The following is a 15538-nucleotide window of genomic DNA, read 5'->3' as shown; positions in this document are numbered from 1 at the left end:
TCAATCTGCAGTATGACCGTGATGTATCTTCTGATAACGCGTTTGGCGCTCGCTTTCAAGCCTTTTTCAGGCCTCGGCGAGAGCCGCGGCTTCCTCTACGCCGACCGCCACCAGGCGTGAGACTCCAGGTTCTTGCATGGTAACGCCCATTAACCTTTCGGCGGCCTCCATCGCAATCTTGTTATGCGTGATATAGATGAACTGCACCGACTCGGACATGTCTTTCACGAGTTTGGCATAGCGACCGACATTAGCATCATCAAGTGGTGCATCGACTTCGTCGAGCATACAGAAAGGCGCCGGATTGAGTTGGAAGATAGCAAATACCAACGACAGAGCCGTCAATGCCTTTTCGCCCCCCGAGAGAAGATGAATGGTACTGTTCTTCTTTCCGGGAGGACGCGCCATGATGGCCACGCCGGTGTCGAGCAAATCCTCGCCGGTCAGCGTCAACCATGCGGTTCCACCGCCGAAGACTCGCGGAAAAAGTGACTGCAGGCCCTGGTTGACTCGCTCGAAGGTGTCGCGGAAACGGGTACGGGTCTCCTGGTCGATGCGTCGGATCGCCCGTTCCAGGGTCTCCAGCGCCTCGTTCAGCTCGGCCTGCTGGGCTTCGAGATAGTCGCGCCGCTCGGCCTGCTGGTCGTACTCCTCAATGGCCGCCAGGTTGATCGCCCCCAGGCGGCGGATGCGCTCGCCGACCTCTTCCAATCGGGCCTGCCAGGCCGACTCGGTAGCGTTGGGTTCGAGGTTCGCCTCCAGCTCGGCGGCCTGGTGTCCCAGCTCGGCGAGCTGCTCATCCTGGGTCTCGGACTTGAGCGCCAGGGCCTGCACCTGCATGCGCGCTTCCTGCAGGCGCTCGCGAATGCCTTCGAGATTGCGCTCGTGATTCTGCCGCGCCAGTTCGTCCTCGCGCAGCCGTTCCACCAGCTCGGCGGCGCGCGCCTTGGTTTCGTTCAGTGCACGCTCGTCGCCTTCACGGCGGTGCAGCAGCTCGTCGAGCTTCTCGCGCTGTTCCTCGTCGGGTTCGCGCAACTGCTCGAGGGTCTCGGTCAGCTCCTCGCAGCGCGCCAGCAAACGCTCACGGGTATCGTCGCTGCGCCCTTGCTGCTCGGCCAGACCGGCGCGCTCGGTGGAGAGTCGCTGCCGCTCCAGCGCCAACTGCTGCACCCGCTCGTTGAGCGGACGCTGGCTCGCACGCAGCGCAGCCAGGCGATCGCGGGCTTCGCTGCGCGCCCGCTCCAGGCGCTCGCGCTGCTCGGCGCCCTCCTCTAGCCGCGCCATGGCCAGCTGCCAATTCTCGCGCGCTTCCTCGATCGCCAGCCGGGCCTTTTCGCGGGCCTCGTCCAGCCCCGCCAGCTCCTCGGCCAGCTCGCCGGCACGCCCCTGCAGATGCTCGAGGCGACTGGCCAGGCCGCTGTCCTGTACCGCCAGTTGCTGTTGCTCGCCGGCCAGACGCCGCTCCTCCTGGCGAATGGCCTCGAGTTCCCGCTCGGCCTGCTCGGCGCGTTCGCGCTCGGCCTCGATCGCCTGGTCGCGTGCCGCCAGGCGGGTCTCGATGGCGTCGAGCTCGGCCGCCGCCTCATCGAAGCGCCGCCGGCTGACCAGCAGCGCATCGGGGCCGGCGCCCTGGCCGCGATGGCGGACCCAGTCACGGCCCAGCCACAGCCCTTGCGGCGTGATCAGGCTCTCGCCCGCACCCAGGCCATCACGCTCGGCCCAGGCCTGTTCGTCGCTCTCGACACAGCGGATCGGCGCCAGCCAGGCCGCGGCGGCGCCGGCACCGCGCACGCGGGCAGCAAGGCTATCGGAAGCAAATTCGATCTCGGCCTGGGGCGCCAGGGCACCCAGCTCGGCGGGCGGCTGCGCGCTTGCCGTACGGAAGGCATCGGGAGCCGCCAGGCGTGCCTTGAGCCAGGGCGCCAGCACCCAGGAAACGCTGGCTTCCCAGCCCGGCTCGACCTCCAGCGACTCGCCCAGTCGCGGCAGCTCATCCAGCTCATGCGCGGCAAGATGCTCGGTCAGACTGTCGTCGGGGTCGGTGAGAGCGGCCTGGATCAGCGCCTCGAGGGAAGCCAGCTCGCCCTGCAGGCTGCTGCGTCGGCTGCGCTCGGCCTCGCGCTCGGCCTCCAGCGCGGCGGCCGTCTCGCGCGCCTTCTCGCGGCTGGCCTGCAGCCGCTCGCGGCGCGCCTCGACCTCTTCCTGGGCCAGACCGAACTCGGCCAGCCGCTCCTTCAATTCATCTCGTCTGGCGGTCAGCTCGGCCAGGTCGGGCAGTTCCTGCTGCTGCTGGCGGCGGCGCTGGGCATCGGCTTCGAGCCGCGCCAACCGGCTCTCGAGTTCGCGCAAACGGTCCTGGCTGCGTTCCGCGTCGCGGCTGGCTTCGCGCCAGCCTTCGCTGAACGTCTCGAAGGCTCGCTCGGCCTCCTCGGCGCCGGGCTCGGCCTCTTCCAGCATCGCCTCCAGCTCGGCCAGCCGCTCGGCGAGCTCCTCCTGCTCCGGCACCAGGGTCTCGAGGCGCTCGTCGAGCCGCACCAGCCGTTCGCGGTCGTGTTCGCCCAGGCGGTCCAGCTCGGCCAGCTCCTGGCGGGCACTCTCGAGGTCGCGGGCAAGCTGGCCTTCGCGGCTGCGCGCATGCTCCAGGTTCTGTTCCAGCCGGGCGATGGCACCGCTGGTCTCGAAGAAACGCGCCTGCCGCGCCTCCAGGGTCTCGGCCAGCTGATCGTGGTCGGCACGCGCCTCCTCGAGGCGGGTCTCGCACTGGCGCAGGCCGAGAATCTCGCGCTCGACCGCGGTTTCCAGGTCGCGCACGCGATGCTCTTCCTCGCGCTGGCGGGCCCGCAGCGCACGGCCGCGCAGCAGCGCCAGCTCGCCCTTGAGCCGATGCTCTTCCTCCTTGAGGGTCTGGTAGCGACGTGCGGCCTCGGCCTGGCGACGCAGGCGCTCGAGCTGCTTGTCGAGCTCCTCGCGGATGTCCTCCAGGCGCTCCAGGTTCTCGCGGGTCCGCCGCATGCGATTCTCGGTTTCGCGGCGGCGCTCCTTGTACTTGGAGATACCGGCGGCCTCTTCGAGGGTGGCGCGCAGCTCTTCGGGACGCGCCTCGATCAGGCGCGAGATCATGCCCTGGCCGATGATGGCGTAGGAGCGCGGGCCGAGACCGGTGCCGAGGAAGAGGTCGGCGATGTCGCGGCGGCGACACTTCTGGCCGTTGAAGAAGTAGCTCGACTGGCCGTCGCGGGTGACCAGGCGCTTGACCGCGATCTCAGCGTACTGGGCGTAGATTCCCCCATGGTGCCGTCGCTATTGTCGAAGCGCAGTTCGATGGAGGCCTGCCCCACCGGCTTGCGCGCGGTGGAGCCGTTGAAGATGACGTCGGTCATCGACTCGCCGCGCAGGGTCTTGGCCGAGGATTCGCCCATGACCCAGCGTACGGCGTCGATGATGTTCGACTTGCCGCAGCCGTTGGGGCCGACGATCGCGGTCATGTTGCCATCGAAGGGCACCGTGACCGGATCGACGAAGGATTTGAAACCGCTCAGGCGGATCGAGGTAAGTCGCATCCCGCTATTCTATGACACGGTCGATCACGACCTCCACGGGATCTCCTTCAACGTCGCCCACCGTCACGCCCTCCAGGTCGCCGAACATGTCGCCGGTCTCGGGGTGGCGCCGCCGCTCTTGGTCACGCGGACGATCAGGCGCACCTCGCTGGCCTGGGACAGGCTCGCCGCATCGGACATGGCGTGGCGGTCGTCGAGCACCAGGGTGGCCGGCAAGTCGCCGAGGGTCACGCGGGCCACCGCCAGCGGCGGCAGCTCGCCCTCCATGTCGCGGGCGACGATGAACACACGGGTATCGTCGTCGAGCAGCCCCTGGAGTTCCTCGGCCAGGCGGACGCTGACATGAACGCCGGGCCCCTGGGGCAGCGCTTCCTGCTCGTTGGGTGCCACCCCGAGGCGCTGCTGTGCCACCTGGATGCCTTCGCGCAGGGCCCGCGAGGAGCCGGACTCGGGCATGCCGGCGATGGCCCGCCGCCAGTGGTCGATGGCCTGCTCGTAGTCGCCCCGGTCGAAGGCGTGCACGCCCAGCATGCCGAAGATGGTGGGCTCGCGGGCGTCGCGCTCGAGGGTCTCGTCGATCAGCGCCTGCACCTCGTCGGTGAGGGTACGGTCGGCCATGAAGAACTTGAGCTGGGCCTTCTGCGCCAGCAGCGAGGGCACGCGCCCCTCGATGGCGATCAGCTGCTCCAGGGCGTTCAGTGCCGCCTCGCCCTGGCCCGAGTCGCGGTAGAGGGGAAACAGCGAAGCCCAGACGTTGGGGTTGCCCGGCTGGCTCTCGGCCTGCTGCTCGAGCCGCTGCATCAGGTCGGGCAGCGATTCGCTCTGCTGGTAGACGTCGAACAGGGCGAGATCGCCCTCGGCGCCCTGCTGCTGGTACCAAAGCACGGCACCGACCACCACCGCCAGGGCCACGATGGGCACCATGAGGCGACCGGCGGCTGGCGAATGCAGCGCATGGCGCTTGAGGCCCTCGGTATCCTCGAGCAGGCTGCGGTCGAGTTCGAGACGATCCTCGGCAAAACGCGCCTCGTCGATGTCGCCCCGCTCCAGCGCGGCCTCGAGCGACGCCAGGCGGCGCTGGTAGATCGCCACGTTCTGCTCAGTGGACTTGTCGTTGGTCTCGAAGTCGCGCTGGGCCTCGTGCACCAGGCGCGCCCGACGCAGCGGAGACACCAGCAGCCACAGGGCGGGAAGCAGCAGGATGGCGAAACCAAGCCATAACAGGATCATTCGGGCCTCCCGCGGTTGATCAGGGCGTCGAGTCGGGCACGCTCTTCGGCGCTCAGCTCACGGGCCGAGGCGTTGCGCCGTGCGCGTACCACCAGGGCGACCAGGATGCCGCCCGCCACCACTAGCCCGGCGGGCAGCCCCCAGAGCAGAAAGGTGCGACCTTCCAGGCGCGGGTTGTAGAGCACGTAGTCGCCGAAGCGCTGCACCATGTGGTCGCGGATCTCCATGTCGGAGCGGCCGTCCTGCAACAGCAGGTAGACCCGGTCGCGCATGTCGCCGGAGACCGGGGCATTGGAGTCGTTGATGGCCTGGTTCTCGCAGGTGGGGCAGCGCAGCGAGGCCGTCAGGCTGCGGTAACGCTGCTCCAGCACCGGGTCGTCGAATTCACGCACCTCGATGGCTGCCTGCACGGTAGCCGCCACCAGCAACATCAGGATGCCGACGAAGGCCAATCGGATCACTGCCATTTCTGCACCTCCGGCAGGATGTGTTCGCGTAGGTCACTGGCCGAGATATAGCCGGTGTGGTGATAGCGGATGATGCCCTCGCGATCGACCAGGAAGGTTTCCGGCGCACCGTAGACGCCCAGCTCGAAGGCCAGCTCGCCGTCCGGGTCGAAGATGTTGACCTCGAAGGGGTTGCCGAAGTCCTCCAGGAAGCCGAGCCCCTTCTCGCGGGTATCCTTGTAGCTGATGCCCACCAGGCGGATACCGCGGTCGGCCAGGTCGAGCAGTTGCGGCATCTCGCGCTTGCACTCCGGGCACCACTCGCCCCAGACGTTGACCAGGGTGACCTCGCCATTGATCAGCAGCGAGCGGTCGACGCGCCGCTCCGGGTCTTCCAGGGTGACCATGTCGAACTCGGGGAAGTTGCGCGCCATCAACGCCGAATCGCGATGGAAGGGATTCAGCGACAGCCCCTGGTAAAGGAAGAGCGACAGCCCCAGGAAGCCGATCAGCGGCAGCAGCAGGATCAGACGACGGGTCATGCCGTGGCCTCCCGCGGCTTGTCATCCGCCTTGCCATTCGCGGCGGCGGCCGCGTCTTCCGGGTCGGGCGCGGTGGCCAGGCGACGGTAGCGCTTGTCGGCCACGGCCAGCACGCCACCGGCGGCCATCAACAGGGCGCCAAGCCACAGCCAGCGCACGAAGGGCTTGTACTGCACGCGCATGGCCCAGCTGTCGTCGCCGAGGTCCTCGCCCATGGCCACGTAAAGGTCGCGGAACAGCCCCGGGCGCAGCGCCACCTGGGTCATGGGCATGCCGCGGGCGATGTACAGGCGCTTCTCCGGATTCATGGTGAAACTGCGCCGGCTACCGTCGCGCTGCACCTCGATCACTGCCCGGTCGGCGAGGAAGTTGGGGCCGCGGCGACTGGTCAGCTCCTGCATGGTGAAGGTGTAACCAGCCACACTGACGCTGTCGCCGACCGACATACGCACGTTGCGCTCGATGTTGTAGTTGGAGACCACGGCCACGCCGATGATGGTCACCGCCACGCCCAGGTGGCCCAGTTGCATGCCCCAGTAGGCCAGCGAGAGCTTCTTGAGCCCCGCGCCCACGGAACTGGCATGACGGGTCTTGTCGACGAGGTCGCGCAGCATCGGCAGCACGATCCACAGCGCGGCGATCAGACCCAGCGCCACCGGCGCGCTCCAGCGCTCGGCGAAGATCAGCGGCAGCGCCATGCCGAGCACCAGCGCGGCGACGGCGGCGAGCCACAGGCGCTGGATCAGCAGCCTGCTGCTGGTGTCCTTCCAGCGCGCCACCGGCCCCAGGCCCATGAAGATGCACATGACCAGGGTCAGCGGCACGAACAGGGCATTGAAGTAGGGCGGGCCCACGCTGATCTTGCCCAGGTCGAGGGCATCGAGCAGCAGCGGATAGACGGTGCCCATCAACACGGTGACGGTCATGATCACCAGCAGGATGTTATTGATCAGCAGCAGCGCGTCGCGCGACAGCCAGTTGAAGCTCACCTTGTGGCTGACGCGCGGTGCACGCAGGGCGAACACCAGCAGCGACAGGCCCACGGTGATGCCCAGCAGCATCAGGATGAAGAAGCCGCGCGAAGGGTCGTTGGCAAAGGCGTGCACCGAGGTCAGCACGCCGGAGCGCACCAGGAAGGTACCCAGCAGCGACAGCGAGAAGGTGGTAATCGCCAGCAGCAGGGTCCAGCTCTTGAACGAGCCGCGCTTCTCGGTCACCGCCAGCGAGTGCATCAGCGCGGTGCCGGTCAGCCACGGCAACAGCGAGGCATTCTCGACCGGATCCCAGAACCACCAGCCGCCCCAGCCCAGCTCGTAGTAGGCCCACCAGCTGCCCAGCGCGATGCCGACGGTCAGGAAAGCCCAGGCCAGGTTGGTCCAGGGCCGCGCCCAGCGTGCCCAGGCGGCATCCAGGCGGCCGCCGATCAGCGCGGCGATGGCGAAGGCGAAGACCACCGAGAAGCCGACGTAGCCCATGTAGAGCATCGGCGGGTGCAGGATCAGGCCAATGTCCTGCAGCAGCGGATTGAGGTCGGCACCGTCCTGCGGCACGTTGGGCAGGATGCGCTCGAAGGGGTTCGAGGTAGCCAGGATGAACAGCAGGAAGCCGACGCTCACCATGCCCAGTACGCTCATGACTCGTGAGACCATGTCGCGCGGCAACTCGCGGGAGTAGCGCACGGCGAAGTAGCCCCAGCCGGCCAGCATCAGGCTCCACAACAGCACCGAGCCTTCATGGTTGCCCCATACGGCGCTGAGCCGGTAGTACCAGGGCAGCATCGAGTTGGAGTTGTTGGCCACGTTGACCACGCTGAAGTCGTTCAGCATGTAGCTGGCCGTCAGTGCCGCATAGGCGATCATGACGAACAGGAACTGGCCGGCCGCCATGGGCCGGGCATAGGCCATCCACAACGGCCGGCGCAGGGTGGCACCGGCCAGCGGCACCACCGCCTGCACCGCAGCGAACAGCAGCGCTATGACGAGGGCGAAGTGGCCGATTTCGGGAATCATCTGGATCTGCATGGAAGCTCCGGCTCAGTACTGGCTCGCGCCTTCTTGGTCCTCGCGCGCTTCGATACGCTCGACCACCTCGGCCGCCTTGGCCTGGTAGTCCGCCGCTGAGTAGCCGGCCGCCTCCAGCGCCTCGGCCACCTCGGGCGGCATGTAGTTTTCGTCGTGACGGGCCAGCACCTGGTCGGCCTTGATCCAGCCGTCGCGCTGCAGCTGGCCGACCACCACCACGCCCTGCCCTTCGCGGAACAGGTCGGGCAGGATACCGCTGTAGTGAACTCGCACGTCCTCTACATAGTCGGTCACGGTGAATTCGACGTCGAGGCTGTCGGGGTTGCGCACCACGCTGCCCTCCTTGACCATGCCGCCGGCGCGCAGTTGGCGCTCGAAGGGCGCATCGCCGGCAACGATCTGGATCGGGCTGAAGAACAGGTTGATGTTGGCTCGCAGCGCATAGAGCGTCAGCCCCACGGCGATCGCCGCGAGTGACACCAGGCCGAGGGCCATGAACAGCTTCTGTTTACGTTTAGGCGTCATTGGTGCTTCCACCCCTGCTAGTTTGAATCGGTTGCGCCTCGGCGCTGCGCCCGGCCTGGCGGGCTTCACGGCGCACGCGGCGCTGCAACTGGCGCAGCAACTGGCGGCGCTCGGCGCGGGCGTGGAGCACGCTGCCCAGCAGCAGCGCCAGGGTCAGGCCCCAGGCCGCCCAGACATAGGGGGCGTGCCCGCCCATGGCAATGAAATCCTGGAAGGTATCGAAAGCCATCAGGTCGCCTCCTCGGCCAGCTCACGCACCCAGCGCTTGTTGGATTCACGGCGCAGGATCTCGCTGCGCGTGCGCATCAGGGTCAAGGCGATGAAGAAGCTGTAGAAACCGAGCACCATGATCAACAGCGGCAGCCACATTTCCGCCGGCATGGCGGCACGCCCGGTGATGGTGAAGGTGGCGGGCTGGTGCAACGTGTACCACCAATCCACCGAGTACTTGATGATCGGAATGTTGATCACGCCGACCATGGCCAACACCGAGGCGGCGCGGGAGGCGCTGTCACGGCTGGCGAAGGCGCCGCGCAGGGCGATCACGCCGAGATAAAGGAACAGCAGGATCAGCATCGAGGTGAGGCGGGCATCCCACATCCACCAGGTACCCCAGGTGGGCACGCCCCACACCGCGCCGGAGAACAGTGCGATGAAGGTCATGGCAGCGCCCAGCGGGGCCATCACGGTGGCGGCCATGTCGGCGATCTTGATCTTCCAGACCATGAACACCAGCCCCGTTACCGCCAGGGAGACGAAGATCGACTGAGCCAGGAAAGCCGCCGGCACGTGTACGTAGATGATGCGAAAACTGTTGCCCTGCTGGTAGTCGGCCGGCGCAAAGGCCAGCCCCCATACGGTCCCGGTCACGATCAGGATCAGCGCCGCCGCCCAGAACCAGGGCTGCAGGCGGGCGCTGATGGCGTAGAACCATTTGGGGGAACGCAACTTGTTAATGAAGGCCCACATGCCTCGTCAACCTCTCAACCGTTGATACTGATGCGCAGCGATGCCGCGATTGCCAGCGGCGCAAGGATCAACGCCAACGCCAGCAGCGCGCCGAGGATCGCCAGATGCGCCAGCACGCCATCACCGAAGATGGCCGCCTGGACGGCCCGGCGCCGAAGATCAGCACCGGGATGTAAAGGGGAAGCACCAGCAGCGACAGCAGCACGCCGCCACGCGAGAGCCCCACCGTCAGCGCCGCTCCGATGGCACCAATCAGGCTGAGACTGGCACTGCCCAGTGCCAGTGAGACGGCCAACACCAGGTAGCTGCCTGCCGGCAGCGCCAGCATGATCCCGAGCACGGGCGCCATCAGCGCCAGGGGCAGGCCGGTCAGCAGCCAGTGCACGGCCACCTTGGCCAGGGCCAGCATCGCCAGCGGCTGGGGTGTCAGCAGTAATTGTTCCAGCGAGCCGTCGTCGTAATCGGCTCGAAACAGGCTATCCAACGACAGCAGGGCGGCGAGCAGAGCCGCCACCCACAGCAGGCCGGGCGCGATGGCCGCCAGCAGCGCCGGGTCGGGGGAAATGCCGATCGGGAACAGGGTAATGACGATAGCGAAGAACACCAGGGGGTTCAGCACTTCGCTGCGCCGCCGCAGCAGCAATACCAGGTCCCGCTTCAGCGTTGCCCATACTGCGACAGCGAGGCCGCCGCGAGGTTCCTCGTGAACCACCGCCTCCTCCTTCGGCAAGGCCCCTTCAGATGCCGCCATCGTGCGCTCCTCCACCCAGACGGATACGGCGCAGCTCGGCGCACGGCGTCAGCTCGTGGTGGGTGGTGACCAGCACGCAGCCGCCTGCGCGGGCATGCCCGACCAGGCGCCGCTCCAGCGCCGCGACACCGTCGCGATCGATGGCGGTGAAAGGCTCATCGAGCACCCACAGCGGCCGCGGCGTGAGCGCCAGCCTCGCCAGTGCCACGCGGCGCTGCTGGCCGGCGGAGAGCTGTGCCGCCGGCACGTCCTCGAAACCGACCAGCCCAACCTCTTCCAGCGCCGCGAAGCGTGCCGCTTCGCCTCCCGCCTGACCGGCCAATGCCTGGTACCAGGCCAGGTTTTCCAGCGGCGTGAGAGCCGCCTTGACGCCCGGCGAGTGTCCCAGGTAGAGCAGGTTCGCAAGGAAAGACTCTCGTGCCTCGCGCATCGGCCGCTCGCCCCAGAACAGCTCGCCCTCGTAGTCGGCCAACTGCCCGGAGAGGATCTTCAGCAGAGTGGTCTTGCCACTGCCGTTGGGCCCTTCCACACGAATGATCTCGCCCGCGCGGATATCCAGGTCCAGGCCCCGGAACAGCCAGCGGTCGTCACGTTCGCAGGCCAGGCTTCGCGCTTGCAGACGCAGGCTCAACGGCACTCTCCAGGAAAGGGAAATTCGCCGGAAATGCTACACGGAATGGCGTTTAGCCGCTAGCAACCCAGGTGCGGCACGGCGCCGCCCTTGCCTCAGATCAAGGCAGCGATGCATCAGCAAAACTTGCCACTCGCCGAACGCTTGGTATGATGCAAGATACCTGTACATTTCAACAGGGTCGAACAGAGGGGGGAAATGCCAATGCCAACGCCTTCCATACAGTATCTGTACCGACGCCCCAACCTTCCCATCGCCACCTCCTGGGACAGCGTCGAGGCCACCGATCTCACCGAGATCCCCTTGCTCGGGGACGTCTCGGCGGGCTTGCCGATCGAAGCCTGCCCCAGCGGCGGGACCATCCGCGCTCCCGCCTGCATGGTGCGACGCAACACCTACGCCCTGCGCGTGCGCGGCGACTCGATGATCGACTGCAACATCTTCGATGGCGACGTGATCATCATCGAGCGCCAGGAAAGCGCCGAGAACGGCGAGACCGCCGTGGTGCTGATCAATCAGCAGGAGGTCACGTTGAAGAAGCTCTATATCGAGAAGAACGGCGTGCGCCTGCAGCCGGCCAACGAGAACATGGCGCCGATCTACCTCAAGAACAGCGACATCCAGGTGCTCGGCATGGTCATGGGCGTGGTGCGTCAGCAGGAACGTCCCGAGCTGACCCACTGATGCGCTATCCGGTCCCCGACCTGCCGCCGGGCACCTGGCGCGAGAGCGTGACGGAAGTGGAGAAGAGCCGCTTCATCGCCTGGCTCTGCCACACCCCGATGCGGCGGCCTTCGACGCCCTACTGGCCGAGGCCCGTCGCGCTCACCCCAACGCCAGCCACCACTGCAGTGCCTACATTGCCGGCCCACCCGGCGAACAGAATGCCATCGGCTTTTCCGACGACGGCGAACCCGGCGGCACGGCGGGCCGCCCCATGTTCCAGATGCTCGAGGGCGCCGGACTGGGGCAGGTCGGCTGCGTGGTGACACGCTACTTCGGCGGTACCAAGCTGGGCACCGGCGGTTTGGCCCGCGCCTACGCCCAGGCCGTGGCCAAGGCACTCGACGACCTGCCTCGACGGGAAGTGATCGAGCGCAGCACCCTCAGGCTCAAGGTCGGCTTCGCGGGCGAAGCCGAAGCACGCGCCTGGCTCGAAAGCCGCGGTGCTCCGATCGAAGCCGTCGACTACGTCAGCGACGGCGTCCTGCTCAGCGTGGGCTGGCCCAGCGACACCGAGGTCGATTTCAGCTCGCTGGAAGCTCGCCTGCGCGGCAATCTCAGCCTGGTCGAGGCGGACTGACCCCCACCGTCACACCCCGCAGCGCCACCTCGTAGGAGCGCTGGATATGGTCGTCCATCAAGGCTCGTGCGGCCTTGATGTCACGCTCCAGCGCCAGCTGCACCAGCTCGCCGTGCTGGGCATCCAGCACGCGGCGAACCTCCGGGGCCTCGGGCGCCATGCGTCGATAACGATCGAACTGATCGTGCAACTGCTCAATGAAGCGCAGCAGCCAGACCGAGCCGCAGGGGGCCACCAGGGTACGGTGGAAACGGGTGTGGAACTGCTCCCACTCATCGACCTTTTCCGGCGCCATGTCGGCTCGCTTCAGTCGATGCGCCGCGGCCAGCAACTCGGACTCCCACTCGGCGTCGCCGAAACGAATGGCTCTCTCCAGCGCCATGCCCTCGAGCTCTCGTCGCATCTCAGCGATGTCGTCGAGTTCGCCTCGCTCCAAGCTGGGCACGCGGAAACCCCGCTGGTTCTCCTGAATCAGCAGACCGTAGGCCGCCAGGCGATTCAATGCCTCGCGCAGCGGGCTCAACCCTACTTCGTAGCGCTCCTTGAGCGCACTGATGGCGACCTTTTCCCCAGCGGCAAAACGGCCATTCACCAGGTCCTGTCGCAGGATGTCGTAGATGCGGCTGGACGCCGTCGGCTGCTCCTTGCGTCTGGGTATCCCCATGCCCCCTCCTCAGCTCGTTTTGGCAACGAAGGTTGACGCTGCTTTCAGGGTCAACCTATATTCTAGACACAATAATCGATTTTTTCTCTCACAAGACGACAAATGAACCATAAATCAATAATCGTCCATATTACCGATGCAACCGAGGTGCCGGCATGACGGCTTCCGGCAAGGCACCCCTTGGCGCTCTGTTCTGGACCTTTACCCGCATCGGCCTGCTCGGCTTCGGCGGCGGTCCTGCCATGATACCCCTGGTGCAGCAGGAGGTGGTCAAGCGCCATGCCTGGCTCAGCGACGAGGAGTTCGCCGACATCCTGGCCATCGGCAACACCCTGCCCGGCCCCATCGCCACCAAGATGCCCGGCTATATCGGCTACCGGGTCGCCGGCACGCTCGGTTGCCTGGTCGCCGTGACCGCCGTCATCCTGCCCATGATCTTGGCCATGATCGCCTTGCTCACCGTGTTCAGCCGCTACCGCGACGTGGCCTGGATTCGCGGCATGGGTCAGGCAGTGGTGCCGGTGGTCATGGTGATGATGGGCCAGCTGACATTGGATTTCTGGCACAAGTCGAGGCTCGCCCTGGGCTGGATCGCCAGCCTGGCCCTGGCGGCGACATCGGGCGTGCTGATCTATTTCGTCGGCATCCATCCCGGCCTGATCATCGGCGCACTGCTGGTCGCCGCCCTACTGCGTCCTGCGCTCCGGCGCAAGGAGGCGACCCAGTGATCTACTGGCACCTCTTTCTCGCCTTCTTCATCCCCAACATCATCGGTTATGGCGGCGGCCCAGCCATCATTCCGTTGATCGAAGCCGAAGTGGTAGGCCGCTACGGCTGGATGAACGCCCAGCAGTTCGCCGAAACCCTTGCCCTCGGCAACGCCCTGCCGAGCCCCATCGCCACCAAGATGGCCGGCTACGTGGGCTATGACGTGGCCGGCTTCGGCGGCGCCCTGGTGGCGGTGTTGGCCACGGTGGCGCCATCGCTGCTGCTGATGCTCGCTGCCCTCGGGCTGCTCTACCGTCACCGCGACTCGCCCGCGTCCAGCGCATGAGCCAGTGGGTACGCCCCGTCATCGCCATGATGATGGCCTGGCTGACCTGGAGTTTCCTCAGCGAGGGGGTGGCAGGCGCCGGCCTGATCCACACGCTGGTCATCGCTTCGGCTGCCGCCATTGCCCTGCTGCGCTTTCGCACTCATCCGGCCTTCGTGGTGCTGGGGGCACTCGTCTACGGAGGGCTCTTTCTCGGCGGATGAGACGCACAACCCAGCCGGTTGCTCAACACGACAGCGACATCACAACGACAATAACGCCCCAAGCGGGAGTAGGCGCTCACACCGTGCCGCCATGACGAGCGGCACATCACCACACCACCCACAAAAGCAAAGGTGTTCGACATGACGCGCACACGACTGACCCACACCCTCGCCGCCATCGGCCTTGCCACCGGCATGGCACTATCCGGCACAGCCCAGGCCGACTATCCCGAGCAGGACATACGCCTGATCATCCCCTACGGCCCGGGCGGCGCCACCGATATCATCTTCCGCCTGATCTCCCAGGAGGCGGAGCAGCACCTGGGCGAATCGATCGTTCCGGTCAACATGGCAGGAGCCGGCGCCACGCTGGGCTCACGCAACGTCAAGGATGCCCGCCCTGACGGCTACACTCTGCTCGGCAGCCACGACACCATCGCGCTGTCCAAGCTGGCCGGCACGGTGGACTACTCCTTTGACGCCTTCGAACCGATCGCCCTGCTGACCCAGACCATCAACATACCTGCCGCTCACGCCAACCACCCGGTGCAGAGTGCCGCGGAGATCGCCGACTACGTGCGTGAGAATCCCGGTCAGGTGCGCTTCAGCATGATTCCCAGTTCGACCGACCACTTCTTCTGGGCCCAGTTCTTCGACGCGGCCGGCATCGACATGGCCGACGTTCGCCTGGTCGGCTATCCGGATACCGGCGAACAAGTCTCCGCCTTGATGGCCGAAGAGATCGACTTCGCCATGTTCAACCTGCCCTCGGGCGGCGCCTTCTTCGAGGATGGCACCTTCCGACCGCTGGGCGTGGCGCACCCCGAGCGGCTCGACAGCCTGCCCGACGTGGCCACACTCCGCGAGCAGGGCATCGAGATGGACCACTCCACCAGTCGCGGCATCTTCGCGCCCAAGGGCACCCCACAGGAGGTTCAGGACACCATCGCCGAAGCCTATGGAAAGGCCCTGGAAGACGAGCAGGTACGCAGCCGCATAGAGAACGAATTCGGCTCAGTGATCCGCTTCCTGGCAGGTGATGACTACCAAGCCTTCCTGGACGACAACGAGGCGGCCCTGACCGCGGCGGCCGAGAACATCGACTTCCAGAACTGAGCCCTATGGCACTGCCGGCCGCCAGTGGCCGGCAGTGCCGGAGAGATACGACATGTTGACGCTAACCAAGGACCGCGCTCTCGCGCTCGCCATGCTGGTTCTGGTCGGTATCCTGCTGGTCGAGACCGGCAACATCCGCCCCCCCACCAGTTGGCAGCCCTACGGCTCGGCGCTCTTTCCGCGCATCCTGCTGGGCGTGATCGCGGTACTCGCCACGCTCATCCTGATCCGCTCGCTGCTGGCCGGCGCTCCACGACGCACCACCCCTCGCCGCACCTTCGGCGAGTGGCTCGCGCTCAACCGTACCGTGCTGGCCCTGTTCGCCCTGTTCGGCCTGTATGCCCTGCTGTTGCCGCTGATCGGTTACCTGGCGGCCACCCTGGGCTTCCTGGTGGCTTCGCTGGCACTGCTGCTGGGGATCGACAGCTGGCGCAAGTGGGCCATCAACCTCGCGGTGAGCTTCACCCTGGCGCCGCTGGTCTACGCAATCTTCCGCTTCGGCCTCAAGGTCTGGCTGCCCTGA

Annotated in this window: 12 protein-coding genes and 5 pseudogenes; 6 read left to right on the top strand and 11 right to left on the bottom strand. The window is 66.5% G+C overall.

Features of this window, described 5'->3' with window-relative positions; all coding sequences use genetic code 11:
- Positions 1-66: 66 nt before the first annotated feature.
- The 10 genes and pseudogenes from smc to ccmA all read right to left on the bottom strand — a co-directional run bounded on the left by smc (position 67) and on the right by ccmA (position 10675).
- Positions 67-3560: pseudogene (smc, locus tag EKK97_RS03525) on the bottom strand (chromosome segregation protein SMC).
- Between the two features lie 4 nt (positions 3561-3564).
- A pseudogene (gene ccmI / locus EKK97_RS03520) lies at positions 3565-4790 on the bottom strand (c-type cytochrome biogenesis protein CcmI).
- Positions 4787-5257, bottom strand: coding sequence for a cytochrome c-type biogenesis protein (locus EKK97_RS03515; protein ID WP_159549130.1), 471 nt, complete (start codon positions 5255-5257; stop codon positions 4787-4789). Before EKK97_RS03515 ends, ccmI begins: the two are co-directional and overlap by 4 nt.
- Positions 5248-5778: a DsbE family thiol:disulfide interchange protein gene (locus EKK97_RS03510; protein ID WP_159549127.1), complete on the bottom strand. Its 531-nt coding sequence runs from the start codon at positions 5776-5778 to the stop codon at positions 5248-5250. Before EKK97_RS03510 ends, EKK97_RS03515 begins: the two co-directional genes overlap by 10 nt.
- Positions 5775-7799: a heme lyase CcmF/NrfE family subunit gene (locus tag EKK97_RS03505; protein ID WP_159549124.1), complete on the bottom strand. Its 2025-nt coding sequence runs from the start codon at positions 7797-7799 to the stop codon at positions 5775-5777. Before EKK97_RS03505 ends, EKK97_RS03510 begins: the two co-directional genes overlap by 4 nt.
- 12 nt (positions 7800-7811) lie before the next feature.
- Positions 7812-8324: a cytochrome c maturation protein CcmE gene (gene ccmE, locus EKK97_RS03500; RefSeq protein ID WP_159549121.1), complete on the bottom strand. Its 513-nt coding sequence runs from the start codon at positions 8322-8324 to the stop codon at positions 7812-7814.
- Positions 8314-8553 (bottom strand): heme exporter protein CcmD, encoded by a 240-nt coding sequence (gene ccmD / locus EKK97_RS03495; RefSeq protein WP_159549118.1) that lies wholly within the window; start codon positions 8551-8553, stop codon positions 8314-8316. Before ccmD ends, ccmE begins: the two co-directional genes overlap by 11 nt.
- Positions 8553-9293, bottom strand: a complete 741-nt coding sequence (locus EKK97_RS03490; protein ID WP_159549115.1) for a heme ABC transporter permease — start codon at positions 9291-9293, stop codon at positions 8553-8555. Before EKK97_RS03490 ends, ccmD begins: the two co-directional genes overlap by 1 nt.
- Positions 9294-9307: 14 nt before the next feature.
- Positions 9308-10044, bottom strand: a pseudogene (ccmB, locus tag EKK97_RS03485) (heme exporter protein CcmB).
- Positions 10031-10675: a cytochrome c biogenesis heme-transporting ATPase CcmA gene (ccmA, locus tag EKK97_RS03480; RefSeq protein ID WP_159549112.1), complete on the bottom strand. Its 645-nt coding sequence runs from the start codon at positions 10673-10675 to the stop codon at positions 10031-10033. The pseudogene ccmB and the gene ccmA overlap by 14 nt, the downstream one beginning before the upstream one ends.
- A 198-nt stretch (positions 10676-10873) precedes the next feature.
- Here ccmA and EKK97_RS03475 point away from each other — a divergent pair, with 198 nt between their 5' ends.
- Both EKK97_RS03475 and EKK97_RS03470 read left to right on the top strand, forming a co-directional pair.
- Positions 10874-11359, top strand: coding sequence for a LexA family protein (locus EKK97_RS03475; protein ID WP_159549109.1), 486 nt, complete (start codon positions 10874-10876; stop codon positions 11357-11359).
- A pseudogene (locus EKK97_RS03470) lies at positions 11359-11978 on the top strand (IMPACT family protein). The gene EKK97_RS03475 and the pseudogene EKK97_RS03470 overlap by 1 nt, the downstream one beginning before the upstream one ends.
- Here the strand turns inward: EKK97_RS03470 and EKK97_RS03465 are convergent.
- A complete protein-coding gene (locus EKK97_RS03465; RefSeq protein WP_159549106.1) occupies positions 11956-12642 on the bottom strand; it encodes a GntR family transcriptional regulator in 687 nt (228 codons plus the stop codon). The pseudogene EKK97_RS03470 and the gene EKK97_RS03465 overlap by 23 nt on opposite strands.
- Before the next feature lie 155 nt (positions 12643-12797).
- Here EKK97_RS03465 and EKK97_RS03460 point away from each other — a divergent pair, with 155 nt between their 5' ends.
- The 4 genes and pseudogenes from EKK97_RS03460 (at position 12798) to EKK97_RS03445 (ending at position 15538) form a co-directional block, all read left to right on the top strand.
- The gene (locus EKK97_RS03460; protein WP_159549103.1) at positions 12798-13370 is read left to right on the top strand and encodes a chromate transporter; all 573 of its coding nucleotides are present in this window, start codon (positions 12798-12800) and stop codon (positions 13368-13370) included.
- Positions 13367-13899 (top strand): annotated as a pseudogene (locus EKK97_RS03455) (chromate transporter). Before EKK97_RS03460 ends, EKK97_RS03455 begins: the two are co-directional and overlap by 4 nt.
- Before the next feature lie 141 nt (positions 13900-14040).
- Positions 14041-15015, top strand: coding sequence for a Bug family tripartite tricarboxylate transporter substrate binding protein (locus EKK97_RS03450; protein ID WP_234286567.1), 975 nt, complete (start codon positions 14041-14043; stop codon positions 15013-15015).
- A gap of 52 nt (positions 15016-15067) precedes the next feature.
- Positions 15068-15538, top strand: a complete 471-nt coding sequence (locus EKK97_RS03445) for a tripartite tricarboxylate transporter TctB family protein (protein WP_159549100.1) — start codon at positions 15068-15070, stop codon at positions 15536-15538.

It is taken from the genome of Billgrantia tianxiuensis, assembly GCF_009834345.1.
GTDB lineage: Bacteria > Pseudomonadota > Gammaproteobacteria > Pseudomonadales > Halomonadaceae > Halomonas > Halomonas tianxiuensis.
Note: the sequence above shows the minus strand (reverse complement) of the source record. Positions and strands in the feature narration are given on the sequence as shown.